Below are 24,538 nucleotides of genomic sequence, written 5' to 3'. Positions count from 1 at the left end.
CTACCACTCAATCTCTTCTACTTGCTTAGGGTCGTCCTGGGTGACATTGGATTCGACTTGACCGTTCTTAATCCGGATTACCCGGTCAGCCATGGCGGCAATGTTTTGGTTGTGGGTAATGACCACGACAGTCGTCCCATTTTCCACCGACTGTTTTTGTAGGAGCTTGAGCACTTGTTGGCCGGTATCATTATCCAAGGCCCCAGTCGGCTCATCACAGAGGAGAAGTTTAGGGTTTTTAGCAATGGCCCGGGCAATGGACACCCGTTGCTGCTCCCCACCAGAGAGCTGGGCAGGGAAGTTGTTTTCCCGGTCGGCCAAGTTGACTTCCTTTAGGACCTCACTAGCGGTAAAGGACTGGTCAGCGATCTGCTCAGCCATTTCTACATTTTCCTTAGCGGTCAGGTTGGGAATGAGATTATAAAATTGAAAAACAAAACCCACATTATCGCGGCGATAAGCGGTGAGTTCACGTTCATTAAAGTTGGCAATATTTTTACCAGCCACCCAGATGTCACCACTGGTTGCCTGGTCCATGCCACCTAAAATATTTAAAACGGTTGACTTTCCGGCCCCTGAAGGTCCTAGAATGACCACAAATTCGCCTTCTTCAATAGTGAAGGAAACATTGTCGTTAGCAAGGACTTGGCTATTGCCTTGGCCATAGCTCTTGCAAACGTCTTTTAGTTCAATATAAGACAAGTTGACCACCCTTTTTATGAAAAATACTTCTTAGTTAATATAATTATACTAATTTCTCATGAAAGAAACAAAAAAGCAACCGATATCGTTTGCTGAAAATAGCCTCCCTATCGAGAATATGATAGAGTAAAACTAAATCAATCGAATAAAGAAGAGGAGATTTTTACATGCCCAACTTAGAAAATGTCCGCCTCATTGCTATCGATATGGATAAGACCCTGATTACCGATAGTGGCGAACTTCCCGATCGCTTCGAAAGCCTGGTAAAAGAGCTTAGCCAAGTCGATGTCTTGGTCGCTATTGCTAGCGGCCGACCCAACTATACCTTAAAAGCCATGTTCCCCCACTTAGAAGACCAAATCGCTTTTATCTCCGATAACGGCGGTTATGTCAGCTACCAAGGTCAAGCCCTTTACCAAGAATTAATTGACCCCAAGGACTACCAAGCCATGGTCCGCTTTGCCCAATCCATTCCCGATAATGTTGGGGTCCTATGTGGCTTAGACGGGGCCTATGTCGCTAAGGAAGCCAAGCTTTATGATCAAGCCTTGCGCTATTACTACTACCAGCTCAATTATGTGGATGACTTGACCCAGCAAGACCTTCCAGCCAATAAATTCACCATTTACCTACCTCATAACAATAGTAAGGCCCAGCATGACCAAGCCTACGCCCCCAAATTTGGGGATGACTTCTCCGTTGCCGTATCGGGCTTGGACTGGATTGACATCACGGCTCTTGGCGTTGACAAGGGCCAAGGTATTAGCCACTTAGGCCAGGCAGAAGGAATTTCTCCCCAAGAAATGCTAGCTATCGGTGATAATTATAACGATATCCCCATGCTGGAAGTTGCCCAATACAGCTATGCCGTTGCCAACGCCCATGACGATATTAAGGCGGTTGCCAAATACCTGGCCCCCTCTAACAATGACCATGGCGTTATTCAAGTCATGGATCAAGTCCTCCAAGCTAAACAAGCTTAAACATAAGAAAAATGCCCAGCTTATTCTCGAAGAGTCAGCAATCAGTGAAGGATTCATCCAACTGTTTGGCTAGACCCGGTCTTACAGAATAAATTTGGGCATTTTTTCTTTTAATCTTCGGCTAATTTGGCAAAAATCATCTTACCCGCATTGGTTTGAATGGCACTAGTCACTTCGACTTCAACTTCTTCATCCATATGCAGACGTCCTTCTTCCACCACAATCATGGTCCCATCATCCAAGTAACCGACACCTTGTTGGCGTTCGGTCCCTTTTTTAATGATATGAACTTGCATGCGGTCACCAGGAATCACCACGGTCTTCATGGCATTGGCTAACTCGTTCAAATTAAGAACCTTAATTTGATGGAAATGGCTGACCTTATTGAGATTATAGTCGTTGGTCACGACCACCCCATTGACTTCCTTAGCCAGTAGCAGCAACTTCAAATCCACTTCTTCCTCTTCTTCAAAGTCGCCCGCATAAAATTCAACCGGTAAGTCGTCTAGGGCTTGGATCGCATTTAAAATATCTAACCCCCGCCGTCCCCGGACCCGCTTAGAGGCATCGGAGGAATCGGCAATGTATTGGAGTTCCTTGAGGACAAAGTTGGGCACTAAAATCGTCCCTTCGATAATCCCCGTCTTTAAGACATCCAGAATCCGACCATCAATAATGACACTGGTATCCAATATCTTATAGGGCTTGAAGTTTTCCCAAGCTGCGCTCTCTTGCCCCGACTCCTTGTCGGACTTGGCTGGGCTAGGCTCACTTTCAGCCTCCTCTTCGTCACTAGCAGTCTCCTTGTCTTGGACACGGTCTCGTAAATTACTAATACGAATATTACGGAAGAAGGCCAGGATTTCATCACTCTTCACCCAGAGGACAAAATACCCTAAAAATGCAAAGAGAATGGTCAGAACGACCGGCAAGACATTACTGATAAAGTAAATATCCAAGGCAATCAAAGGAATATTAATCAACCAAGCCAGAATCAGCCCCATAACAATCCCTAAGAGGGCGATGAGGATATTGCTGATCGGTAGATCGCGAATCTCCTTCTCTAAACGTCTGACCAGTTTCTTTTCAAGTGGTTCTAATAATTTAATAAGAATTAGAAAAATAAGTGCTCCAATGATGATATTAATCCACGCTTGATTAACAAAGGTGTGAGACAAATTGGTCCACCGCCATAAGATGGGGAGGAGATAGTAACCAAAACCTGCTCCCACTAATAACCACAGAAAATCAATAATCTTGGCCCATACATCTAATCGTTTCATCTTGTCACCTCCTTTCACTAACCGTTATTTTATTTTCTATTACATTATACACAATATATCTTTTAAGTGTTAGTTTATTATACTCCCTATCTCCCTTGAGGGGGAAAGACTTCTTTAAGAACTTGGGTCAGGGTCTTGGCACCAATAATTTCAATGTCTTGACTATCAATCGCTAGCCCTTGCAGGTTACCATAAGGGATAAAAATTCGTTTAAAGCCTAATTTTTCCGCCTCTTGGATCCGTTCATTAATCCGGGAAATCCGACGAATTTCACCTGTCAAGCCAATCTCCCCCACAAAGCAATCGCTGGCCTGGGTCTCCTTCTCCCAGTAACTGGAAGCCACCGCCACAGCAATAGCCAGATCAATAGCTGGTTCATCCAGTTTAACCCCACCGGTTGACTTGAGGTAGGCATCTTGGTTCTGCAGCATGAGATGGGCCCGCTTCTCTAAGACCGCCATAATGAGGGTCACCCGGGAATAGTCCAAACCACTGGCCGTACGACGGGCATTACCAAAGGCCGTGGCCGACAAGAGGGCTTGGATTTCGGTTAGGATGGGCCGGGTGCCTTCCATCGATGCAACCACTGCCGACCCATTGGCTCCCATGAGCCGTTCTTCTAAAAAGAGCTGGCTAGGGTTGGTGACCTCTTCTAGGCCCTGACTTTTCATGTCAAAAACGCCGATTTCATTGGTCGACCCAAAACGGTTTTTGACCGCTCTTAGGATCCGGAAAGTGTTGTGCTTCTCCCCTTCCAAGTATAAAACCGTGTCCACCATATGTTCGAGAATCCGCGGTCCGGCAATATTACCTTCCTTGGTCACATGGCCGACTACAAAGATGGCGATTCCAGAACTTTTGGCGATATGCATGAGTTCTCCGGTCGCTTCTCTGACCTGGCTGACACTACCGGCTAAAGATTCATTATTGGGATGGACCATGGTTTGGATGGAGTCAATCACCACAAAATCCGCCTGGGTATCAGAAATAGCCGCTTCAATGGCTAAGAGGTCGGTTTCGGCATAAACAAAGAAATCCGCATCGTGGTAGCCTAAGCGGTCAGCCCGCATCTTGATTTGATGCAAACTTTCTTCCCCAGAAACATAGAGGCCCCGACTACCATTATCACTTAATTGCTTAGCCACCTGGAGGAGCAGGGTCGACTTCCCAATACCAGGATCACCACCAATCAGGACCAAGGAGCCAGGGACTACCCCGCCACCGAGGACTCGGTTAAATTCGCCTAGGCCAGTCTTTACCCGTTTTTCTTCCGCCTGGCTGACTTCCTTGAGGCGTTCAGGCTTGGCTTTTTTCTGATTGACCTCTGTCCCAGCTTGGCGGATGGGCTTACCCGCAATCACTTCCTCTTCCAGGGTATTCCACGCTCCACACTGGGGACATTTCCCATACCACTGGGGCGATTCATAACCACAGGCCTGGCAAGTATAGACGGTTTTTCGCTTCTTTTTAGCCATTGGATCCCTTCACTTTCTACTCAATTTACTTACTGGCCGGAACTGCCAAAACCACCGCTACGCTCTTTCAGACCTCCATTATCTTGGTCAGTTTTCAGATAGGGGGTAAAAATTCCCTGGGCAATTCGCTCACCCTTCTCAATTACCACATCTTCCAAACCAAAGTTGAGCAGTTGGACATAGATATGGCCTTCATTATTGGCATTATTATAGTAGTCACTATCAATAATCCCCACCCCATTAGGTAGGGTGAGGTTACGTTTCCAAGGGTTACTGGACCGGGAAATAATTTGCAGGTACTCATCACTAGGCATATAGGCCTTGAGTCCGGTGGGAACCAGGGTGGGTTGGGTAATCTTAGTCAGGTCGCCTTGGTCTTGGCCACTAGCTGCTTTGACCGCAGCCGACCAAAAGGAGGGTAGAACCACCCGTTCAGCGGCTTCAATGTCATAACCAGCCGCTGAAGTGGTTTGCCTTTGGGGCAGATGTATCCCTTGATCTTGGTAGGAACTGACAATTTCAAATCCTCTTTTTGCCATGACTTTCTTCACGCTCCGCTTCTTTTATTCATTATATAATGGAAGGACCACTTCCCAAAACAAAAGCCAAAGCCTTAAACAAATTTTATCCTTCTTTGCCTAGGAAAAATTTTCCCTTACAATGATTAAGAAATACAACGACTAAAACCACTAATAAAGGAGTTTATTATGAATCGTTATACTGTTGCCTTCATTTTTGGCTTGATTGCCTTCGCTATTGCTCTCTACCGTCTCTTCAAGACCCGGGTTCCCGGTAAGGAAAAGCTAGATTATTATTTAAAAATTTCCTTTTGGGTCTTTATCGGTCTGGCTATTATTGCCGCTTCTTTCGGTCAATACCTGGGACTAGGTTAAAAAATATCATTGATGGGCATTCGTTCTGATTTTGAATTAGATCGTTAAGTATAAAGGGTCAATAACGGCTAAAGCCGTTTTGTACTTTATCCGTAAGTCACTAAAGTTCCAACGGCTAAAGCAGCACCGGCTCGAGCGCGAAGGATAAATAATAAAAGACAAAAAGCGAGCCTAAGTTATTTCAACCTAAGCTCACTTGGGAATAATCCTCTCTATTAACCAGAGACTAGTCACGTTTTAATTCTCTTAATTGGTCAAAGAGCTCTTGATTGGCCTGTAATTTCTCCCGGTTACCATAAACCACAATCTTGGCGTCATCCATTACTTGACTGACGGTGTCATTGAGCACCAGTAAGTCTTCTTGCCGGGTATGGATGAGGTCAGAAAATTCCCGCTCTAAGTCAGCCTTACTTTGCTTACAGAAGTAGCGTTTTAGTTTAAGGGCATTGACTTCTTTAGGGGTCAGTGGATACTGGTAATGGGTCAGGGAACCAATAATCCGCTGTTCGACAAAGTCTGGATTTAAGTCTAAGTCTTTAAAGGATTGGTCCATATTTTGGTAGACTGCTAGACTTTGTTTCAAATGGGGGTCGCGGTAGGAATAAGCTAAGACCCCACCAGCAGGACTCATGGACAGCCCCGCCCCATAAGCTCCTGCTTGGGCCCGGATCTTTTCATGGAGGATTTCATTACTCATAATATTGGTAAAGACTGGGAGCTGACCTCTTTGGCTAGCCTTCAAGTCGGTTAAGGGGCCGCCTTGGACCACATATTGGACATTACTATTGGACATCAGGCCAATATTACCCGCCTCATGTAAGGGAGCGGGATTTTTCATATGGTCTAGTCCGGCTTGGTCGCTTTGCGGCAAGTCGGCTAAAAAGGCTTGGACTTGGCCGATCAAGCGGTCTTTGTCATTTGGACTCGCCGTCACCGCTATTGTTGCCGTATTTGAGAAGAGCACTTGCTCTTGGAAATGGGCTAAGTCTTCAAGGAGGCCTGGGAGAGCTTGGTCAAAGTCGGCTAAGAAGTCAGCTAATTGGTCATAGTAATCTAGGCCGCCCAGGGCTTGACTAGTCGCTTGAGCCGATGAATATTGGGCTTTGAGTAGCCCCATGGCTAATTGATGGCCCGCTTGGTCAAATTGCTGCTCCATTTGGTATTTGACCCGGTCAAGGATATTCTTAATCCGCTTGTGGTCATCAAAGCGGGTGCTGGTTAAGATCTCTTTGACTAAGTCCAGGGCAGCTTGACTCTTATCCGCCATGGCCGCAAAACTGGCTTGGACCTGCAAGTTAAACTGACCTGGCTCTTGGCTATCCAGATAAATTTTTGGCCGGGTGGTTAAACCAGCAGTTAACTGGATTAATTTGACTTCGATCTCTTCATAAGTATAGGAAGCCGTTCCCAAGGCCCCTAATAGAATGGTCCAGGTCTTTAATAAAAAGAGCTGGTCACTGTTTAAATGGTTGGCCGAAAAACTGAAATTAAAGTAGGCAATCCCTTGGCTAGCTACTTGGGGATGGTAGAGCAGCTTAGCTAAGGTCGGGTGATTGATCTCTTCTTCACTGGCATCGGTAATTTCTGCTTCAATATCAGCCAGGGTCAGTTGTGGTAGACTGGCTTGGGCTTCTGGACTATCGGGAGCTTCTTGGTAAGCCTTCAAATCTTTATTCTCTTGAATCAAAGCCTCGATCTCACTATCACTAGCCTGGGCCTTTTCTTGGGCCAGACTTTGGGCCAAGTATTGATCTTTGGCCTGGTGGTAACCCTGCTTAGGAAGGTGGACAATGACTAAGCGCGAACTGAAGTTAACGAGACGGTCTCGGATTAAGTCTTCAAGTTGAGCGAATGAGAGAACTTGGCCCAAGTGACTGAGGATCTTTTCATAGGACAAGACTTCAAGCGGGCGGTCTAGATAGCGCCAAGCCGACATTAATTGGATAAAGGTCTTGACTCCCCGTGAAGATCCGCCCTTTTCCCGGAGCTGGAGCTCGGTTTGGTTGAGGCAGGCCTTGACCAAGTCGCGGTCTAAGCCCTGGTCGGCAATTTTCTTTAAGGTCCTTTCAATCACTTCAATAATGGTATCGACCTGGTCAGGATTGACCTTTTCTAAGACCAGGGAAAAGTCATTGTAATAGGTTCCTGAACTATAGACCGACACATCTTGGCAGTAGCCACCTTCGACTAGAGCCTTGTGGAGGGGGCTGGACTCGCCGTTGGCTAGGGCGTTCATGATAATCCCGTATAAAAAGCCATCTTCAACCGTCTGATTTTTTGAAAAAGGAATATTATAGGACAGGTAAGCCAGCCCTTCTTCCTCCTGCTTCCCATCAGCATCAAAATAAAGGGTCATCCGCTGGTCGCCTTCGGGAAGGTCAGCTAAGTCTAATTGGATCGGATCATCGCCGGCTTGGAAATGAGCGAAATACTCCCCATCAATCTGGCCAAGAACCCGATATATATCAACATCTCCGTAAACAACGACTAAGGCGTTATCAGGCCGGTAGTGTTTCTTATGGAAGGCAAGAAAATCTTGGTAGGAGAGTTTAGGAATATCATAGGGATAACCGCCCGATTCATAAGCCACACTCGTCTTAGGATGGAAGTTGGCATCAATTTGCTGGCAGACCTCCGCATCCGGATCGGAATAAACACCCCGCATTTCATTGTAGACCACCCCGGTAATAGTGATGGGATCTTCCGGATGATGGAGCTCCTTATGGTAGCCTTCTTGGCGGAAGATATTTTCTTCTTCATACATCCGCGGGAAAAAGACCGCATCCAAATAAATCGACATTAAGTTTTCAAAGTCGGTCTCATTCATGGACGAAATCGGAAAGAGGGTCATGTCCTTATAAGTCATGGCATTTAAAAAAGTATTCATGGAGCTTTTGAGCATGTACATGAAGGGGTCTTTGACGGGATACTTCCGCGAGCCAGACAGGACCGTATGTTCAACAATATGGGCCACCCCGGTAGAATCCTTGGCCGGGGTTAAAAAGCCGATTCCAAAGGCCCGGTGAGGGTCATCGTTTTCAATCCAAATCACTTGGCCCCCTGAAGCCGAATGGCGAAATTGGTGGATGACCGCTCCTTGCTCTTTTGAAACGATTTTTTCACTTTCAACAAAACCATGGTTTTCCTTATTCACAACAAGCACTCCTCTTAAAGAATCTTTCCCTAGTATAACAAATTTTTCCTAGGGTCACTATCCAGGAAATCAGATCAATTGTGGGATGAACAAAGCCTAAGGATTGCGGGTGGGGAAAAATCCGCTTATAATAAGCAAGATACTTTGCCATTATTATATAGAAGGAAGTGTTCCTGATGTCTATTCACTACTATCACAATGACCCCCACTTACAAATGGGGATCACCCTAAGAGACCCCGACCTGCCTGAAGCGGGCAATATGGGGATCCATTCCTATCAGGACTTGGATGCGGTCTTAGCTAACCGCCGGGCTTTTTTCCAAGCGACCTATGCGAGGCCCGACCACTTTGTCCAAGCCCATCAAAGTCATTCCAAACGGGCAGTAGAAGTTAGCCTAGCTGACGGAGGCAAGGGTGCCCTAAGCAATGACACAGCCATCCCCCAAACCGACGCCCTCTACAGCTTTGATGATGACCTGATGTTAGGAATTTTCACGGCTGACTGCGTCCCTATTCTCTTCTACGACCAAAAGACTCCCCTGATCGGCGTCATCCATTCCGGTTGGCGGGGCACGGTCCAAAACATTACCCAAGTGACCTTTGAGCAAATCTTTGCCGACCATCCTGAAGTCCAAGCGGAAACTATCCAGGTCCAAATTGGTCCATCCCTATCCCAAAAACACTTTGAAGTCGATGAGGATGTTTATCTCCAATTCAAGGACTTAAAGGGCTCAGAGGGAAATATCTCCTACCAAGAGACTACCGGTAAGTGGCACATTGATAACCAAGCCGTGGTCAGAAATCAATGTCACAGTCTAGGTATCCGTCCCGAAAATATCCAAGTCGACCCCATGGATACCTATACCAGTCCCCAAGGCTTCTCCTACCGCCAAAACCAAACTAAGGGCCGCCACATGGGCTTCATCTGGCAAAAGCACCGTTTGAATTAATAGAATATGATAAGAGACGAAAAAAGTGAGCTGCTGGGGCTCACTTTTTTTCTATCTATACAAGAGGAATTTCTTACTTATTCTTAATGGGTTCTGGAGCCTTACCATAACCTTGGTAAGCCGCCCGCATCATAGCCATCATATCAGGAACTAATGGCAGACGAGGGTTTAATGGGGTACATTGGTCTTCATAAGCATCGTAAGCGAGTTGTTCTAAGGCCTTTTCCCATTCTTTCTTGTCAAGGCCTTGGGCTTGGTAGCTCATTGGCAGACCGACTTTTTCACCGAGTTCATAGCAGGCTTGAGCCAGGGAAGCAACCGCTTCATCGACAGTATTAGCCTTTAAGCCTAGCATACGGGCAATGTCTTGGTAACGTTCGCCCGCCTTGTAGTAGTTGTATTTTGGCCAGGTAGAAAGCTTGCCTGGTTTTTCCCCGTTGTAGCGGATCACATAAGGGAGTAGGATAGCGTTGTTTTCCCCGTGAACGGTATGGAAGACCCCACCGATCTTGTGGGACATAGAGTGAACAATTCCCAAGAAGGCATTTCCGAAAGCCATCCCCGCCATGGTAGCTGCATTATGCATCTTCTCTCTAGCTAGCGGGTCAAAGTCTTTGACTGATTTTTCTAAGTAGTCAAAGACAATCTTAATAACTTGAAGAGAGAGTCCATCGGTATAGTCTGAGGCAAAGATAGATACATAAGCCTCAATAGCGTGGGTTAAGACATCCATCCCGGTAGCGGCAGTCACCCGACTTGGCACCTTTTCGACAAAGCTGGAATCCACAATAGCCACCTTAGGTAAGAGGGCGTAGTCAGCAAGAGGGTACTTCTTATTGTTCTTCTTATCTGAAATGACCGCAAAAGGTGTCACTTCGGAACCGGTCCCTGAGGTGGTTGGAATGGCCACTAATTGGGCTTTTTCACCGAGGGCTGGGAAACGGAAGGCCCGTTTTCTAATGTCCATAAATTTTTGAACCAGGTCGCGGAAGTCAACGTCAGGACGTTCATAGAAGAGCCACATGATCTTAGCGGAGTCCATAACTGATCCCCCACCAATAGCAATAATGGTGTCCGGTTGGAAGGCGCGAATGGCATCAGCACCCGCTTGAACTGTAGAAATATCTGGGTCCGGTTCAATGTTATCGAAGACATCATAGACCACCTTATTTTGCCGTTGTTGGAGTTGATCAATGACTTTTTGGACAAAGCCGAGTTTGGCAATGCCTTTATCAGAAATAATCGATACCCGTTCCACATGGTCTAATTCTTGTAAGTATTTAATGGAATTCTTTTCGAAGTAAACCCGAGGGACTTTAAACCATTGCATGTTATTTTGCCGCTCCCCTACTCGTTTAATATTAATCAAATCTAAAGGTCCCACGTTACCAGCTACGGAGTTATGTCCATAAGACCCACAGCCTAGGGTTAAGGAAGGAATAAAGTAGTTATAAACATCCCCAATCCCTCCAAAGGTTGAAGGCGCATTGACAATGACCCGGGCCACTTTCACCCGTTTGGCGTATTCGATTTCTAAGTCGCGGTTATTGGTATGGATGGCGGCGGAGTGGCCTAAACCGTTGAATTCCACCATAGCTTCGGCCTTAGCCATCCCATCTTCGGTTGTTTCAGCCTTTAAGATGGCAAGGACTGGAGATAATTTTTCCCGGGTTAGCGGTTGGGCAGGACCCACTTCAGGAACTTCTGCTGCTAGGATGACAGTTTCTTCTGGCACTTCAAAGCCAGCTTCTTTAGCAATCCAAACCGCTGATTTCCCGACAATATCGGCATTGAGTTTGGCTTGGTCAACCGCCTCACTATTGGCTTTAGCTCCAAAGCAGAATTCTTCTAAGAGGGCTTTTTCCTTTTGGTTGACAAAGTAAACATGGTAGGACTTCATTTCTTTAATGAAGGCAGGGTAAATTTCTTGGTCAACAATGGCAGCTTGTTCTGAAGCACAGACCATCCCATTATCGAAGGCCTTACTCATGACAATATCATTCACAGCTTGCTTGAGGTTGGCCGTTTTTTCAACATAAGCAGGCACATTCCCTGGTCCCACACCCAAAGCAGGTTTCCCACAAGAATAAGCAGCCTTAACCATGGCAGATCCCCCAGTGGCTAAAATAGTAGCGACATCAGGGTGGTTCATCAGTAAATTGGTGGCTTCCATCGACGCATGTTTTGGATCGATCCATTGGATACAGTTTTCAGGTGCCCCTGCCGCAATGGCCGCGTCACGCACTACTTTGGCCGCATGGATAGAAGATTCCAGGGCTTGGGGGTGGAAGGAGAAGACAATCGGGTTACGGGTCTTCAAGGAAATCAAGGACTTAAAGATTGCTGTCGATGTTGGGTTGGTAGTAGGAACAATCCCACAAATTACCCCGACAGGTTCAGCAATATAGGTTAATCCCTTGGCTTCATCACGGTCGATAATGCCTACTGTTTTCAAGTGACGCATGTGGTTGGTCACATGTTCACAAGCAAATAAATTCTTGGTGGCCTTATCTTCAAAGACACCACGTCCAGTATCTTCAACGGCATGTTTAGCTAAAACCCCATGTTGGTCTAGAGCTGCAATCGATGCCTTAGTAACAATATGGTCGATTTGCTCTTGGTCTAAGGCCATAAAATCTTCTAAGGCCTGTTTAGCCTTAGCCACTGTCTCATCGATAAATTGTGGAATATCTACTTTTTGTTCTTTTCCTTTAGCCATTGTTCTTCCTAACCTTTCGTTTATTTTTAATGACTTTCATCTTTATGGCTATTATGTTAAATTATTCACAATTAAAAAGCAAGTTATTTTTTGTTTTTCTTTTTACCCACAACCGCTTACAATTACTGAAACATTAGTAACTTAACCTTGTAATCGCTTACAAGATTTAAAAGAATATTTTTATATTTTAATTAAAAAGAGAAAATATGTGTTTATTTTCACAATGTTAGATAAAGATATCCTTTTTTAAAAACAGATAGACCCTTTTCTAAATATAAAAAAAAGGCCATGACAAGCTATCATGACCCTTATCGGTGTACAGATACTCTTCCCTTAGTGGTTCTAGCCTGGAAGGGTTTAAAGACTAAAAACTATTGGCTAAGGGAAGCTAAAGCAAATTAATGGTCACTAGGGTAATAAGTCAAGAGGCCAAAGCCATGGTTCAAGGGCCCACTCCCCTGACCTAGATCTAATTGATCTTTAAGAGCTAGGCTGAGATAAGTTTTGGCCCGGGCGATGGCAGTGACTAAGTCATCACCCTTGGCTAGGTTGCTGGCAATGGCACTGGATAGCGTACAGCCGGTGCCATGGGTATTGGGGTTATCGACCCGGTCGCCTTGGAACCAGTGGACTTCGCCAACAGGAGTCACCAGGACATCGTTAGCATCATTAACCCGGTGCCCACCCTTACAGAGGACCGCGACTTGGTAGGTCTGGCTAATTTTTTTAGCGGCCGCTTCCATATCCTTTGCCGAATGGATTTCTTGTCCCGCTAAGACCTGGCTTTCAGGAATATTGGGCGTAATTAAGCTGGCTAGGGGAAATACCTGGTCTGCTAAGACTTGAACTGCTTGGTCTTGGATCAAGTTCGATCCACTAGTGGCTACCATAACGGGGTCTACCACAATGTTTTTAGCTTGGTAGTTTTTGAGGGCCTTAGCAATTTCTTCCACTAAGTCCACCTGGGAAACCATGCCAATCTTGACAGCAGCCGGGGGAATATCCTCAAAGACCGCTTGGAGTTGGCTAGCCAAGGCCTCTGGACTGAGGTCATAGACCCCGGTCACACCCCTAGTATTTTGGGCGGTCACTGAAGTAATAGCACTCATGCCAAAGACTCCATTGGCCTGCATGGTCTTGAGGTCCGCTTGAATACCCGCTCCCCCACTGGAATCTGAGCCGGCAATGGTGAGGACGGCTTGGAGCTTAAAAAGCTTTTCAGCAGCTTTACGGATGGCTTGAGTCGCTTGGTAGGGGGCTTCCGCCTTAAATAAGGCGGAAATCAGAGCCACCCCAGCCAGACCCTGGTCACGTAAATTAGCCATATTATCTAAATTAATCCCGCCAATGCCTACGATAGGAATATTGACCCCTTGGGCAATCGCTCTCAGGGTAGTCAGACTAGTTCCTTGGGCATTGGCCTTAGACTGGGTCGGATAGAGGGCGCCAACTCCCAAATAGTCTGCACCAGCTGCTTGGGCTTTTAGGGCGGCCTCCAAACTCTTAGCCGAAGCCCCGATGATCTTATCAGGACCTAGCAGTTGTCTAGCCTGGTCGACTGGCAGGTCATCTGCTCCGACGTGGAGGCCATCAGCATCCACCGCCAAGGCCAGCTCATAGTCATCATCAATAATAAAGGGGACACCTGCATCTTGGCAGAGCGCTTTGATTGTTTTGGTCAGATCCAGCTTTTCCTCCTGGTCTTTAAAGGGATGGTCCTTCAGACGTAATTGTAAGATCGTGGCCCCGCCCGTTAAGACCTCCTTGACTTGCCGGATTAATTCATCATGGTCAAAGCGGTCGGGGGTAATAGCATAGACCAATAAATCATTTTTATTGAATGGCATACTTGGCTCTCCTTTCTAATTCTTTGGCCTCTAATAAGAAGACCTGGTCAATGACTCGGTTGGAATAAGTAGCATTGCCCTCATAAGGCTGGAGCACTTGGGCAGCGATTTCTCCCGCCACCCCATAGCTAACCATGGCCGCCGTCGTCAGGTAAAAAAGATCTTCTCCCGGATTACCAGCTAAAAAGCTGGCTAAGACGCCGCTTAACTGGCAACCTGATCCCGTATAAGAAGCCATCCAGGGGTGACCATTTTCAATGACTGCCAGCCGTTCGCCATCAGTTACTAAGTCAATCGGGCCTGACATGGCTAGGATAATCCCTTTTTCTAGGGCATAAGCTTTAAAGGCCGGGGCAAAATCAGCCAGGTTAGCCAAGGTCACCTCGTCTCCAGGCCCCAAGTCGACCCCTGATCCTTGGCTTCTTTCAAAGAGGAGGCTACGAATTTCCGAAGCATTCCCCTTTACCGCAGTCACTAGACCTTGGTCAATCAGATCTTGGCAGAGCTTTAATTTAGACGGCATAGCTGCAACTCCCACTGGGTCTAAGACCACGGGATGCTGATCATTTTTCGCTGTGGCAGCGAGGTCTAATAATTCCTGGTTAGGCCTAGGGCTAGCGGCATTTATGAGCAAGAGGTCAGCCGTCTTGACCACATCCTGACTATTAGGTAGGTTATCGGTCATTACGGGACGCCCGCCACTGGCTAGGATCACATTGGCTACATCATGGATGGTGACATAATTATTCAAGACTTGGACCAGCGGGGCCTTGGCCTTGATCTGCTGACTATATTTGGCAAAGGGAATGGTTGTTTTTTTAGGCATTTACTCATCTCTCTTATTCTGTTCAGACTGCATATTTTACCTGCAGGTCTTTTATTTCTAGACAGAAAAAAAGTCCTGCAAAGTATACTCCACTGATTGTACTTTGCAGGACTTCTTATCGTTAGGCTTTACCAAAGCTTGGCTATACCGTACAACGATATTTGAATTCTCACATCCCTACGCAAGTTTTAACTTTCTCAGGTTCAAAGAGTCCAGGTTTCCACCTATCTCAGCAAAAGCACCTCTTGTGAGTACTTTCTAACTATAGCAGAAACCGCTTACCTATTCAAGGCTGACCACTTAGGCCCCCTTTAAAAGCTAAGATAAATAAAAAACTCCAGCCCAGGGAGCCGGAGTTGATTGAGGAGTCTGGGACAAAAGTCTCACACTCTTTTGAAACGTGTTCCAAAAGTCAGCCCTGACGTCCACTTCACGAACTATGTGCGATAGGCTTTCGCCTATCTTCCATAGTTTGTTCCAGTGGTTCAGGGCTCCTTTGACTTTTGTCACACTCTTTTGAAACGTGTTCCAAGCGCAGAGCAAGCGTCCGCTTCAGAAAAAGGCGCTAAATTCTCTTTGAGAATTTAAACGCCTTTTTCTTCCAGCGGTCTTGCTCTTTGACGCGATTGTCACACTCTTTTTCTATCTTAGTACCAACCGTTAGCGTTCCAGAATGCTAGAGCGTTGTCCCATGAACCGTAACGACCGGCTACGTATTGGTCAGCCACACGTTCTTGGTTAGCTGGGGAGTAGTCACCATTTAAGTAAGAAGCGCTTAATTGGTAACGTCCGATGTATTGGCCGTTAGTTGCTGAGTATGAACCACCAGATTCACGTTGAGCAATGATTTCTTTAGCGGATGAAGAAGAACCAGTGTAAGCGCTTTGTGCTGGAGCTGGTGCAGGTGCAGGTGCTGGAGCAGCAGCTGGTGCAGCTTGAACAGTTGCAGGTGCTTGGTAGGTTTGACCAGCAGTTTCATCGACGGTGTAAACTTGAGCTGCTTGACCTTGTTTTTCTACTTCAACTTCATTAACCTTACCTGATTGGTCAGATTTGAAGGTTAATTTAGTTCCTGGGAAGATTAAGTTAGCATTTTCGATGTTGTTGATTTCAGCTAGTTCTTTGGTGTTCACGTCTGCTGCTTGAGCAATAGCGTTTAAGGTGTCACCAGATTTAATGACATAAACTTTTTCGTTGTCATCTAATTTTTGGAAGTCAGCTTTGATTTCTTCAACTGAACGTGCTTGCCATTCAGCTGCGTGTGCTTCAGTCGTTTCCCCAGCAGCAAAACTTACTAAGGCTGATAAAGCGATTGAGGTACCTACTAAAACTTTCTTCATATTCATGTGTAATAAAAATCCTTTCTTATGTGCAAAGTTCATTCTTTTTTCTATTTAATATGATTAAGCATCTTAATCATTCAGATTCATTTTTATCTCTCAACGAGGTCTTTCCCTCGTCGACATGAAATATACTATCATGGCTTCCAGACGAAGAAAAGGGATTTTCTGACTTGTTAAGGCCCTTTAATTACTTTGACATTTTAAAAGGATTTTCTGAAACATTTCTGTCGCCTTGTAACCTTGCTGTAACAAAAGTCAAGACCAAGCTTTATTTATTGGTTTTAGACATCAAGGATTTCTGCCTCAGGAGGTCCAGTCCTATTCGCTAACTTTCAGATGTTTGAGGGACAAATCTAAGATTCCAGCCGAATGGGTAATGGCCCCACTAGAGATATAGTCAATGGCTAGGTCCTTATAATCTGTGACATTATCCCAGGTAAAGTTTCCTGAAGCTTCTATAATCGCTTGACCGTTAATGATTGCAATGGCTTCCTCCATGGTGTCATGGTCCATATTATCGAGCATAATAATATCGGCTCCCGCTTCCACTGCCGCTCTGACCATGTCCAAATCCTCGACTTCAATTTCAATCTTCTTCACAAAAGGAGCATAGGCCTTAGCCGCTTGGATGGCTGCTTTGACCCCACCGGCTGCAGCAACATGGTTATCCTTGAGCATAATTTGATCAGAGAGTGAGTAACGGTGGTTATAACCGCCCCCTACCCGGACTGCATATTTTTCCAAGGGACGGTAGGCTGGGGTAGTTTTACGGGTATCCAATAGCTTAATGCCACTGCCTTCCAAGGCATCTACAAAACGACGGGTAGCCGTAGCAATCCCACTCATTCTCTGAAGGAAGTTGAGGGCAATCCGTTCGCCACTTAAGAGGGTATTGACGGAGGCCTTGATCACCATCAGAGTCTCTTGGTTCGCCACCCGGTCACCATCTCGAACCCAGCTCTCAAATTGAACCTCAGGATCCAAATGGAAGAAAACCCGCTGGAAGAGATCCAAACCACAAATCACTCCCGCTTCCTTAGCCAAGAGCTCCACCTGGGCCGCTTGCCCTTGATAAATGGCATTGGTCGACAGGTCCTCATAAGGAATATCTTCCTTAAAGGCTAGGGTAATTAATTCATCAATAATATCTTGGTTCAGATTTCTAAAATTAGACACTTGTTTTGGATTAGCCATCACTAACCGCCTCCTCATTCTTTCTATCCTGATTCTCTGACTAGCCACTTTCACTAGCCAAAGAAGGCTGACTTTCCTGAGCCTAAAAAGCCCAAAAAAGCTGATACTGTTTTTACCTATCATACCATAAGCCAAGGCAGCAAAAACCCCTAGTCTTATACGGAAAGTGATCGTTTTAGACAGACTTGACAAAAATAAGGGCTAAGCTTATGATAATTTTTAAATTTTTATCATTATTTGGTTTTATATCGATTATATTAGGACTCATTCTTCAAGGAGGATTACAATGAAAGAAAGTATTTCGGTTAGCAAAAAAAATACGGGTAAAATGACTACCGTAGCCCTATTAACAGCCATCGGTATCATTATCCCTATGATTAGCCCCATTAAAATCGCTTTTGGTCCCTTTTCCTGGACCCTGGGCTCACACATTGCCATTGATATGGCACTCTTTATTTCACCAGCCTCAGCCGCTTTTGTGGCCTTAGCCACCTCATTTGGTTTCTTGATAGCAGGCTTCCCCTTACCAGTGGTCTTCCGGGCGGTTTCCCACCTCTTATTCACCTTAGTAGGGGCCTATACTCTCCAACGGTCCAACCAATTTGTCTTGAACCCTTGGAAAAGAACCCTCTTTAACGCCGGAATTAATAGCTTACACGGGCTCGGGGAAATGATCGTTATCCATTGCTTTGTGACGGCAGGATTAACCAGTTTGGATGGTCAATACGGTTACTGGGCTTCCCTCTTCATTCTCTTCGGCATCTCTTCCCTCTTCCATGGGATGATGGACTTTGAATTGGGTTACCTCTTCCTCAAGTACCTCAACAAGCACCTGCCTTATAAGTTCCCCCGTTTTCCAATTAAATAAAGTAGAAAAAACTCCCTTAGCTCTTTCCTTATTTGGGAATGACTAAGGGAGTTTTATAGTTACAATAGAAATTATTTTTTAGTTGAAAACAAAAAAGAGACTGTACGCACAAGTACAGTCTCATTGAACTGGGGTAGCTGGATTCGAACCAACGCATGACAGAGTCAAAGTCTGTTGCCTTACCGCTTGGCGATACCCCAATATGATTAGAAATGGAGGGAAGAGGATTCGAACCTCTGAACCCGAAGGAACGGATTTACAGTCCGCTGCGTTTGGCCGCTTCGCTATCCCTCCAAATCAGTACTCAATTAATATACCACTATTTCCCTAGAAAATGCAAGGGCTATTGCCAATTTTTTTCTATTTAATATCGCTTTTTTGTTTTTCTGCTCTTTTTTGAGACGGACGTCCTACGCCTATTCACTCCCTACTATCCATAATTTAAGAAAGACCTAAAGCCTGGTCAGACAGTGTCTATGGTATACTTATTAATGAATTTAAAACATCACTAAATAGGAGGGAAAACGATGGATTGGGAATCAATTTTCAGTTGGTCACACGCCTTTGACCTGATCGATATCTTGATTGTTTGGCTCATCATCTATCAGTTGCTCAAGTTAATCCGGGGCACACGGGCGGTCAATATCTTTAATGGCATCATTATCTTTTTACTTTTTAAAATGGTTTCGACCGTCTTTCAATTAGAAACCATCGACTGGATCATGAATAGTATTATCCAGTGGTCAGTCATCGGGATTATCATTATTTTTCAACCGGAAATCAGAAACGGCCTCGATCACCTCGGTCAAAGTTTACGCATGAAAAATTTACGAAATACCCAAAATGACCCCATTGAGCAAATGATTGAAGAAATTATCCGGGCTTGCCAGTACATGGCTAAGCGTCGGATCGGCGCTTTAATTTCTATTGAAGATACCCAATCGCTCACCGAATATGCCAACACGGGAATCAAATTGGACGCTGATATTACTGAACAACTCCTCATTAATATCTTCATCCCCAACACCCCGCTCCATGACGGGTCAGTGGTGATCCAAGATATGAAGATTAGCTCAGCAGCGAGTTTCCTCCCCCTCTCGGAAAACCCCGAAATTCCTAAAGAATTAGGAACCCGCCACCGGGCTGCGGTTGGCCTCAGTGAAGTCACCGATGCGGTAGTTGTAGTGGTTTCTGAAGAGACCGGTGACATTTCCCTCACCTATAAAGGAAAAATTATGCGCGACCTGTCTGAAGAAGAAATCCGCGAGACCCTCCGTCAACATTTTGCTGAGAGCGAAGACAGCGATGCCATTATTGAAGGCAACCACTTCTTGAAGAATATCTTCCAAAAGAAAAATGGAGGTGACAAAGATGAATAAGCTCTATGAAAATAAAGCCGCCATGATTTTTTTCTCACTCTTACTGGCCCTTTTCCTCTTTATCTTTGTCAAAGCGGAACGTTATAATAATAACCCGGTCAGTTTCTTCACTAATATCAGTGAAACCAAGTCAGAAACCATTTCCGACGTTCCTGTCTATGTCAGTGGTGATGTGGATGACTACTATATTACCGGACTCCCTGAAACTGTCTCTGTGGAAATTTCAGGTCCAAGTAATATCATCGACCAAACTCTGCAAGCTCGCGAGTTTAAGGTCGTGACTGAAAACCTGGAAGAACTCGGCGAAGGATCGCACTATGTACAGCTCACCATGACTAATATTTCTAAAGACCTCAATTATCGAATCTCACCTTCCAGTGTTGAAATCAATATTGCTCAACTGCAAAGTCAAAAATACCCGGTGGAAATCCATGTTAATCCGACCAACTTGGCCCCTGGCTATGAAATTCATGCGACTAAGGCCACACCAGCAGAAGTCACCTTGACCGGATCAGCCGAAAGCCTCAGCAAGATTGCCTCAGTGAGTGTCGACGTCAGCCTCCCTAACAATACCAATTCCGACTACCACGGCAGTGGCCGGGTCATTGTCAAGGATCGCGAAGGCAATATCTTAAACATCACTGCTAACCCAAGTCAAGTGGGCGTCGATATAGCCATCGGTAAACAGGGGAGCTCGGTACCTATTCAAATCGACCTCGATAATCCTAATGATGACTACACTTATGACTTAAGTAACTGGTCCACCCGGCAAGTGACCCTCTTTGGTGATGAGAAGGCCCTAGCCGCTATCCAAGCCGTTGTCGGTCATATTGACGTCAGCGGGATCACCCAAAGTCAACGAGTCCAAGTGGCTCTAGAGCGTCCCGATAATGTTGAAGCCATGGAGCCCGAATCCATCACCCTCACCGTGACCGCCCGTCCCAAAAACAGCGGCCAAAGAAGTGAAGCCTCCAGTGATTCTTCTAGCCAGGCAAGGCAGGAGACTAGCAAGGATGAAAGCCAACCAGCCACTAACCGGCAAAGGGAATCGAGCAGTCAAGCAGAGGCTAAGTCTAGTTCCCCCTAATTTGGCAAAGACTTGAAATCGTGGTAGTATATTGAATTGTTAATAAGATTGGTAAATCAAAGGAGTATATCATGTTAAAATATTTTGGAACTGACGGTGTTCGCGGAGAAGCCAATAAGGAACTTACCCCTGAATTGGCCTTTAAATTAGGCCGCTTTGGTGGCTATGTCTTGCTCCAACACGCCAAGGAAGAACAAAAGCATCCCCGTGTCCTCGTTGCCCGCGATACACGGATTTCTGGTCAGTTATTAGAACACGCCTTAATTTCAGGGCTTTTATCTGTCGGCATTGAAGTGTTACAGCTGGGCGTTATTACCACACCAGCTGTCGCTTATCTCACCCGGACTACCGGGGTAACTGCTGGGGTAATGATCTCAGCCAGCCACAATCCTGCCAAGGATAACGGCATCAAATTCTTTGGTAGTGACGGCTTTAAATTATCGGATGACCAAGAAGCTGAAATTGAATACTACTTAGACCAAGAAGAGGACAGCTTACCTCGTCCTAGTGCCCAAGGCTTAGGGACGGTCAGTGAGTATCCAGAAGGGGTAGCCAAGTACCTCGAATTTCTTCAAACCACCATTTCTAATGATTTATCCGGCTTAAAACTCTGTATTGACGCTGCTAATGGTTCCGCTGCACCTTTAGTCAACCGTCTCTTTGCTGATTTAAATGCAGACTTCTATGCCCGGGCGACCCGTCCTGATGGTCTAAACATTAACGATAACTGCGGGTCTACCCACCCTGGTGAACTCCAAAAACTGGTCCTCGAACAAGGGGCTGACGCTGGGGTTGCCTTTGATGGGGACGCTGACCGCTGCATTGCTGTTGATGACAAGGGCCGTTTAGTGGATGGCGACCATATCATGTACATCTGTGGGAAATACCTCAAAGACCATGGCAAGTTAAAAGACGACACCATTGTTGCTACCGTCATGTCTAATTTAGGTTTCCATAAGGCTGTTGAAGCTGCAGGGATGAACGATAAGGTCACCAAGGTAGGCGACCGCTATGTGGTTGAAGAAATGCGTAAAGGCGACTACACCCTAGGAGGAGAACAATCCGGCCATGTTATCTTTATGAACCATAACACAACCGGTGACGGCCTCTTAACCGCCATTCAATTACTCTTCGTCCTCAAACAATCCGGGAAGAAACTCAGCGAATTAGCTGATGAAATGCCAAGCTATCCTCAAGAGCTCATCAATGTCAAAGTGACCCGTGCCGGCAAGGAAGAAGCCATGAATAACGCGGAAGTCGAAGCAGAAATTGATGCGGTTGAAAGTGAATTAGGGGAAGAAGGTCGGGTTTTAGTCCGTCCTAGCGGTACCGAAAACTTACTCCGGGTCATGGTCGAAGCTCAAAGTGATGACCTCGCCTTAAGCTATGCCCAACGCATTGCTGACAAAGTTGCTGACATTTACGGGGTAGAAGAATAAATTATCATTTAATCAATTAAAAGGAGTCCTCGATTGGGACTCCTTTTTTATTTCACGATCAGTTTTATCCAATGGTTTCGTCCTTTGGTGTGACTGTCGCACTCTGTTATTTCTTACTTAGTCTGGCCAGGGCTGCGCGTTCTCTGGGGTTGACTTCTTGGTCATTGCGTTTGAGGCTAAAATGATCGGGAACTGGGTCGACGCCGCCACGGGCATAGGGATGACAGCGTAGGATCCGGGCCAGCCCCATCAATGCTCCCTTAAAAAAGCCATGCTTTTCCAGAGCCCTAAGCATATAAGTGGAGCAAGTGGGATAGTAACGACAAGAGGGCGGTAAGGCAGGCGAAATAAAACGCTGGTAAAACTTTACCAGCGCTTGCAGTATATAAGTTAACATTAAGCCTTAACCGCTGCTTCAACATTAGGAATTAAGAGCGCCTTAGCCACTTGATCATGGACTTCTTGACCCTTCAATTGCCGAACAATTTCAAGAGCAAAGTAATAAGCCGTTGCAGGGCCTTGTGACGTGATTACTTGGTGGTCCTTATCATTAACAACAAGCTCATCGGCTACATATTCCTTAAAGTTCACTTGGTCACTTAAAGCAGGGAAGATAGTTCCACGAATTTCTTGGGAAATCCCCGCCTTATCTAAGACTCTTGGTGACGCACAGATGCTGGCAATATATCCAGAGTCTGATCGGTATTGTTCCTTAAGCAGGTCGATGACTTTAGCGTTTTCTCTAAGGGCATTGGTCCCTCCGACTCCACCAGGGGTGATCAAGATATCATAGTCCGCTCCCTTAATATCTTCTAAGAGATAGTCCGCTCGGATAGTGATATTATGGTCGCCCACTGTATCGAGGTCACCTTCAGTAGCCACTACATCAATAGCAATTTCAGCCCGGCGTAAAATATCAATCACTGCGACTGCTTCGGTTTCTTCATAATCCTTACTTAACAAGATCATTGCTTTCATCCGCTATACCCCTCCATTTGTTGATTTGTCAAAAGTTACTATCCCTATTGTAGGCTCATTTTGATAAAGTGTAAAGAAAGTAGTGATTAATCCTAACTGAATTAGTTTTTATCTTGGCCTTGTTTTTGGTAGTTAATAAAGTCGTATTTTTGGGGTTGGCGTTTAAATTTTTCTACCACATAAGGACAGCTAGCTAAGATGTATTTACCTTCCTCTTTCATATAATCCACCAAGTGGTCCAGTAACTGCCCGGCCACTCCCTTGCCTCTAAGGGAAGGATGGGTCCAGGTATGGTCAGCAATCACAAAGTTTTCCGCTGGACTCCAGGTGATTTCTCCAATCCTTTGGCCCTCTTCACCTTCAATAATAAAAGCATTACCGTCTTTCTTAATTTCGTAAGACATATGTATTCCTCATTTCCTAGTTCATTCACTGGAGACTGGGACAAAAGCATTAAACTCTTTTTTGCGCTTGTCACACACTCTCTCACTAGGATCAGAATATCATGAATTCACCATATTTTCTAATAAGGCGATGTAGCGTTTAGCGAAAGGTGAAGTTTTCCGGTAGCGGGCTTCGATGTAACCAATTTTATTGGCCTTATCATCATGTCCTTCAATAGGAATAATGCGTTCTAAATCAGCAAAAGGTGAAGTCACTAGGCCAGACCCAATCAAATAAGCCTGGGTATTGGCTAAAACATTAATCACGGTTGCCCGGTCAGAAGCATAAACAACCTCTTGTCCTTCAAAATCAGGCTCCAGAGATTCTTCGGTAAATTGCATGGAAGAGCCCCGACTTTGCTCAAATTTAATCACGGGGTACTGGCTCAATTCTTCTAAAGATACCTGGTCACGGTCAGCCAAGGGATGCTTAGTCCCCACAAAAGCATGGGGGTAGAAATTCCCCAATTTATGAAAGACCAACTCATAGCGGTTAAGATATTGCTCGATGACTCGCTGGTTTTTATCATTGATATACAAAAGCCCTAACTCAGAATAGGAGCGTTTGACATCTTCTAGGACTTGGCTAGTTGACGTTTCCAAAAAACGAAAATCCCAACCATTACCGCTCTCTTCAGCAATTAATTGACTAAATGCCTCACAAGCAAAGTCATAATGCTGACCTGAGACAGAAAACAAGCGCCGTTCATTATCTTCCAAATAGCGGTTCTCTAATGTTTCAACCTGTGAGAGAATATCCTCAGCGTAGGAAAGAAATTCGCTTCCTTCATTGGTAATGAATACTCCGCGCTTAGTACGCTCAAAAATTTGAATTTGGTACTCTTCCTCTAATTCCTTAATCGCAGTAGACAAACTAGATTGTGCCATATACAAACGGCGGCTAGCTTCACGAAAGGAACCACTATTGGCAACTACCACGGCATATTTTAATTTTTGAAAATTCATATGGATTCC

Annotated in this window: 21 protein-coding genes, 2 tRNA genes and 1 riboswitch; of the genes, 7 read left to right on the top strand and 16 right to left on the bottom strand. The window is 45.4% G+C overall.

Going from position 1 to position 24,538, the window contains the following annotated elements:
- Window positions 1–702: an ABC transporter ATP-binding protein gene (locus tag AWM73_RS00210; protein WP_060777524.1), complete on the bottom strand. Its 702-nt coding sequence runs from the start codon at window positions 700–702 to the stop codon at window positions 1–3.
- Between the two features lie 167 nt (window positions 703–869).
- Between AWM73_RS00210 and AWM73_RS00205 the strand changes: the two genes are divergently transcribed.
- Entirely contained in the window at window positions 870–1,685 is an 816-nt protein-coding gene (locus AWM73_RS00205; RefSeq protein ID WP_060777523.1) for a Cof-type HAD-IIB family hydrolase, read from the top strand.
- Window positions 1,686–1,795: 110 nt separating this feature from the next.
- Here AWM73_RS00205 and AWM73_RS00200 read toward each other — a convergent pair whose 3' ends face one another.
- From AWM73_RS00200 to AWM73_RS00190, 3 genes are all read right to left on the bottom strand, one after another.
- Window positions 1,796–2,968 (bottom strand): PIN/TRAM domain-containing protein, encoded by a 1,173-nt coding sequence (locus tag AWM73_RS00200; RefSeq protein ID WP_060777522.1) that lies wholly within the window; start codon window positions 2,966–2,968, stop codon window positions 1,796–1,798.
- An 86-nt stretch (window positions 2,969–3,054) separates the two neighbouring features.
- Window positions 3,055–4,443: a DNA repair protein RadA gene (gene radA / locus AWM73_RS00195; protein ID WP_060777521.1), complete on the bottom strand. Its 1,389-nt coding sequence runs from the start codon at window positions 4,441–4,443 to the stop codon at window positions 3,055–3,057.
- Window positions 4,444–4,472: 29 nt separating this feature from the next.
- Complete coding sequence (locus AWM73_RS00190; protein ID WP_060779033.1) at window positions 4,473–4,982, bottom strand: dCTP deaminase/dUTPase family protein; 510 nt, start codon at window positions 4,980–4,982, stop codon at window positions 4,473–4,475.
- A 168-nt stretch (window positions 4,983–5,150) separates the two neighbouring features.
- On the opposite strand from AWM73_RS00190, the gene AWM73_RS00185 reads away from it, so the two are divergent.
- Window positions 5,151–5,336 (top strand): hypothetical protein, encoded by a 186-nt coding sequence (locus AWM73_RS00185; RefSeq protein ID WP_060777520.1) that lies wholly within the window; start codon window positions 5,151–5,153, stop codon window positions 5,334–5,336.
- 226 nt (window positions 5,337–5,562) lie between these two features.
- Here AWM73_RS00185 and AWM73_RS00180 read toward each other — a convergent pair whose 3' ends face one another.
- Window positions 5,563–8,490, bottom strand: coding sequence for an insulinase family protein (locus AWM73_RS00180; protein ID WP_060777519.1), 2,928 nt, complete (start codon window positions 8,488–8,490; stop codon window positions 5,563–5,565).
- Between the two features lie 176 nt (window positions 8,491–8,666).
- Between AWM73_RS00180 and pgeF the strand changes: the two genes are divergently transcribed.
- Window positions 8,667–9,440: a peptidoglycan editing factor PgeF gene (gene pgeF, locus AWM73_RS00175; RefSeq protein WP_060777518.1), complete on the top strand. Its 774-nt coding sequence runs from the start codon at window positions 8,667–8,669 to the stop codon at window positions 9,438–9,440.
- A 73-nt stretch (window positions 9,441–9,513) separates the two neighbouring features.
- Here pgeF and adhE read toward each other — a convergent pair whose 3' ends face one another.
- From adhE to nadC, 5 genes are all read right to left on the bottom strand, one after another.
- Entirely contained in the window at window positions 9,514–12,159 is a 2,646-nt protein-coding gene (gene adhE, locus AWM73_RS00170) for a bifunctional acetaldehyde-CoA/alcohol dehydrogenase (protein ID WP_060777517.1), read from the bottom strand.
- A 398-nt stretch (window positions 12,160–12,557) separates the two neighbouring features.
- Window positions 12,558–14,006, bottom strand: a complete 1,449-nt coding sequence (thiD, locus tag AWM73_RS09175; protein WP_060777516.1) for a bifunctional hydroxymethylpyrimidine kinase/phosphomethylpyrimidine kinase — start codon at window positions 14,004–14,006, stop codon at window positions 12,558–12,560.
- Complete coding sequence (locus tag AWM73_RS00160) at window positions 13,993–14,832, bottom strand: hydroxyethylthiazole kinase (protein WP_060777515.1); 840 nt, start codon at window positions 14,830–14,832, stop codon at window positions 13,993–13,995. The genes thiD and AWM73_RS00160 overlap by 14 nt, the downstream gene beginning before the upstream one ends.
- 157 nt (window positions 14,833–14,989) lie before the next feature.
- A riboswitch (TPP riboswitch) is annotated at window positions 14,990–15,088 on the bottom strand.
- A 391-nt stretch (window positions 15,089–15,479) separates the two neighbouring features.
- Window positions 15,480–16,178 carry an aggregation-promoting factor gene (gene apf, locus AWM73_RS00155; RefSeq protein ID WP_060777514.1) on the bottom strand — a complete coding sequence of 233 codons (699 nt, stop codon included), beginning with the start codon at window positions 16,176–16,178 and terminating at the stop codon, window positions 15,480–15,482.
- Between the two features lie 315 nt (window positions 16,179–16,493).
- On the bottom strand, window positions 16,494–17,369 hold the full coding sequence (nadC, locus tag AWM73_RS00150) for a carboxylating nicotinate-nucleotide diphosphorylase (RefSeq protein WP_060777513.1): 876 nt from the start codon (window positions 17,367–17,369) through the stop codon (window positions 16,494–16,496).
- A 286-nt stretch (window positions 17,370–17,655) separates the two neighbouring features.
- Here nadC and AWM73_RS00145 point away from each other — a divergent pair, with 286 nt between their 5' ends.
- On the top strand, window positions 17,656–18,237 hold the full coding sequence (locus tag AWM73_RS00145) for a hypothetical protein (protein ID WP_060777512.1): 582 nt from the start codon (window positions 17,656–17,658) through the stop codon (window positions 18,235–18,237).
- A 128-nt stretch (window positions 18,238–18,365) separates the two neighbouring features.
- Here AWM73_RS00145 and AWM73_RS00140 read toward each other — a convergent pair.
- Both AWM73_RS00140 and AWM73_RS00135 read right to left on the bottom strand, forming a co-directional pair.
- Window positions 18,366–18,437, bottom strand: a tRNA-Gln gene (locus tag AWM73_RS00140).
- A gap of 13 nt (window positions 18,438–18,450) precedes the next feature.
- Window positions 18,451–18,531: transfer RNA gene (locus tag AWM73_RS00135), tRNA-Tyr, on the bottom strand.
- Between the two features lie 233 nt (window positions 18,532–18,764).
- On the opposite strand from AWM73_RS00135, the gene cdaA reads away from it, so the two are divergent.
- The 3 genes from cdaA to glmM all read left to right on the top strand — a co-directional run bounded on the left by cdaA (window position 18,765) and on the right by glmM (window position 22,142).
- Window positions 18,765–19,616, top strand: a complete 852-nt coding sequence (gene cdaA, locus AWM73_RS00130) for a diadenylate cyclase CdaA (RefSeq protein ID WP_060777511.1) — start codon at window positions 18,765–18,767, stop codon at window positions 19,614–19,616.
- A complete protein-coding gene (locus AWM73_RS00125) occupies window positions 19,609–20,703 on the top strand; it encodes a CdaR family protein (RefSeq protein ID WP_060777510.1) in 1,095 nt (364 codons plus the stop codon). Before cdaA ends, AWM73_RS00125 begins: the two co-directional genes overlap by 8 nt.
- 71 nt (window positions 20,704–20,774) lie before the next feature.
- Window positions 20,775–22,142: a phosphoglucosamine mutase gene (gene glmM / locus AWM73_RS00120; RefSeq protein WP_060777509.1), complete on the top strand. Its 1,368-nt coding sequence runs from the start codon at window positions 20,775–20,777 to the stop codon at window positions 22,140–22,142.
- Between the two features lie 106 nt (window positions 22,143–22,248).
- Here the strand turns inward: glmM and yidD are convergent, their stop codons facing one another.
- The 4 genes from yidD to AWM73_RS00100 all read right to left on the bottom strand — a co-directional run bounded on the left by yidD (window position 22,249) and on the right by AWM73_RS00100 (window position 24,529).
- Window positions 22,249–22,539, bottom strand: a complete 291-nt coding sequence (gene yidD / locus AWM73_RS00115; RefSeq protein WP_060777508.1) for a membrane protein insertion efficiency factor YidD — start codon at window positions 22,537–22,539, stop codon at window positions 22,249–22,251.
- The gene (locus tag AWM73_RS00110; protein ID WP_060777507.1) at window positions 22,539–23,120 is read right to left on the bottom strand and encodes a DJ-1 family glyoxalase III; all 582 of its coding nucleotides are present in this window, start codon (window positions 23,118–23,120) and stop codon (window positions 22,539–22,541) included. The genes yidD and AWM73_RS00110 overlap by 1 nt, the downstream gene beginning before the upstream one ends.
- A gap of 101 nt (window positions 23,121–23,221) precedes the next feature.
- Entirely contained in the window at window positions 23,222–23,524 is a 303-nt protein-coding gene (locus AWM73_RS00105) for a GNAT family N-acetyltransferase (protein WP_060777506.1), read from the bottom strand.
- Window positions 23,525–23,623: 99 nt separating this feature from the next.
- Window positions 23,624–24,529 carry a LysR family transcriptional regulator gene (locus AWM73_RS00100; protein WP_060777505.1) on the bottom strand — a complete coding sequence of 302 codons (906 nt, stop codon included), beginning with the start codon at window positions 24,527–24,529 and terminating at the stop codon, window positions 23,624–23,626.
- Window positions 24,530–24,538: the final 9 nt, after the last annotated feature.

Origin of the sequence: Aerococcus urinae (genome assembly GCF_001543175.1) — a bacterium.
Classification (GTDB): Bacteria; Bacillota; Bacilli; order Lactobacillales; family Aerococcaceae; genus Aerococcus; species Aerococcus urinae.
Note: the sequence above shows the minus strand (reverse complement) of the source record. Positions and strands in the feature narration are given on the sequence as shown.

Bases quoted from the DNA above. Each gene is read 5' to 3' on its own strand.
- radA (WP_060777521.1), bottom strand. From the start codon at position 4,443: ATGGCTAAAAAGAAGCGAAAAACCGTCTATACTTGCCAGGCCTGTGGT.
- AWM73_RS00125 (WP_060777510.1), top strand. From the start codon at position 19,609: ATGAATAAGCTCTATGAAAATAAAGCCGCCATGATTTTTTTCTCACTC.
- AWM73_RS00145 (WP_060777512.1), top strand. From the start codon at position 17,656: ATGAAAGAAAGTATTTCGGTTAGCAAAAAAAATACGGGTAAAATGACT.
- adhE (WP_060777517.1), bottom strand. From the start codon at position 12,159: ATGGCTAAAGGAAAAGAACAAAAAGTAGATATTCCACAATTTATCGAT.
- yidD (WP_060777508.1), bottom strand. From the start codon at position 22,539: ATGTTAACTTATATACTGCAAGCGCTGGTAAAGTTTTACCAGCGTTTT.
- AWM73_RS00110 (WP_060777507.1), bottom strand. From the start codon at position 23,120: ATGAAAGCAATGATCTTGTTAAGTAAGGATTATGAAGAAACCGAAGCA.
- apf (WP_060777514.1), bottom strand. From the start codon at position 16,178: ATGAATATGAAGAAAGTTTTAGTAGGTACCTCAATCGCTTTATCAGCC.
- AWM73_RS00205 (WP_060777523.1), top strand. From the start codon at position 870: ATGCCCAACTTAGAAAATGTCCGCCTCATTGCTATCGATATGGATAAG.
- pgeF (WP_060777518.1), top strand. From the start codon at position 8,667: ATGTCTATTCACTACTATCACAATGACCCCCACTTACAAATGGGGATC.
- AWM73_RS00105 (WP_060777506.1), bottom strand. From the start codon at position 23,524: ATGTCTTACGAAATTAAGAAAGACGGTAATGCTTTTATTATTGAAGGT.
- cdaA (WP_060777511.1), top strand. From the start codon at position 18,765: ATGGATTGGGAATCAATTTTCAGTTGGTCACACGCCTTTGACCTGATC.
- AWM73_RS00100 (WP_060777505.1), bottom strand. From the start codon at position 24,529: ATGAATTTTCAAAAATTAAAATATGCCGTGGTAGTTGCCAATAGTGGT.
- glmM (WP_060777509.1), top strand. From the start codon at position 20,775: ATGTTAAAATATTTTGGAACTGACGGTGTTCGCGGAGAAGCCAATAAG.
- AWM73_RS00160 (WP_060777515.1), bottom strand. From the start codon at position 14,832: ATGCCTAAAAAAACAACCATTCCCTTTGCCAAATATAGTCAGCAGATC.
- thiD (WP_060777516.1), bottom strand. From the start codon at position 14,006: ATGCCATTCAATAAAAATGATTTATTGGTCTATGCTATTACCCCCGAC.
- nadC (WP_060777513.1), bottom strand. From the start codon at position 17,369: ATGGCTAATCCAAAACAAGTGTCTAATTTTAGAAATCTGAACCAAGAT.
- AWM73_RS00200 (WP_060777522.1), bottom strand. From the start codon at position 2,968: ATGAAACGATTAGATGTATGGGCCAAGATTATTGATTTTCTGTGGTTA.
- AWM73_RS00185 (WP_060777520.1), top strand. From the start codon at position 5,151: ATGAATCGTTATACTGTTGCCTTCATTTTTGGCTTGATTGCCTTCGCT.
- AWM73_RS00190 (WP_060779033.1), bottom strand. From the start codon at position 4,982: ATGGCAAAAAGAGGATTTGAAATTGTCAGTTCCTACCAAGATCAAGGG.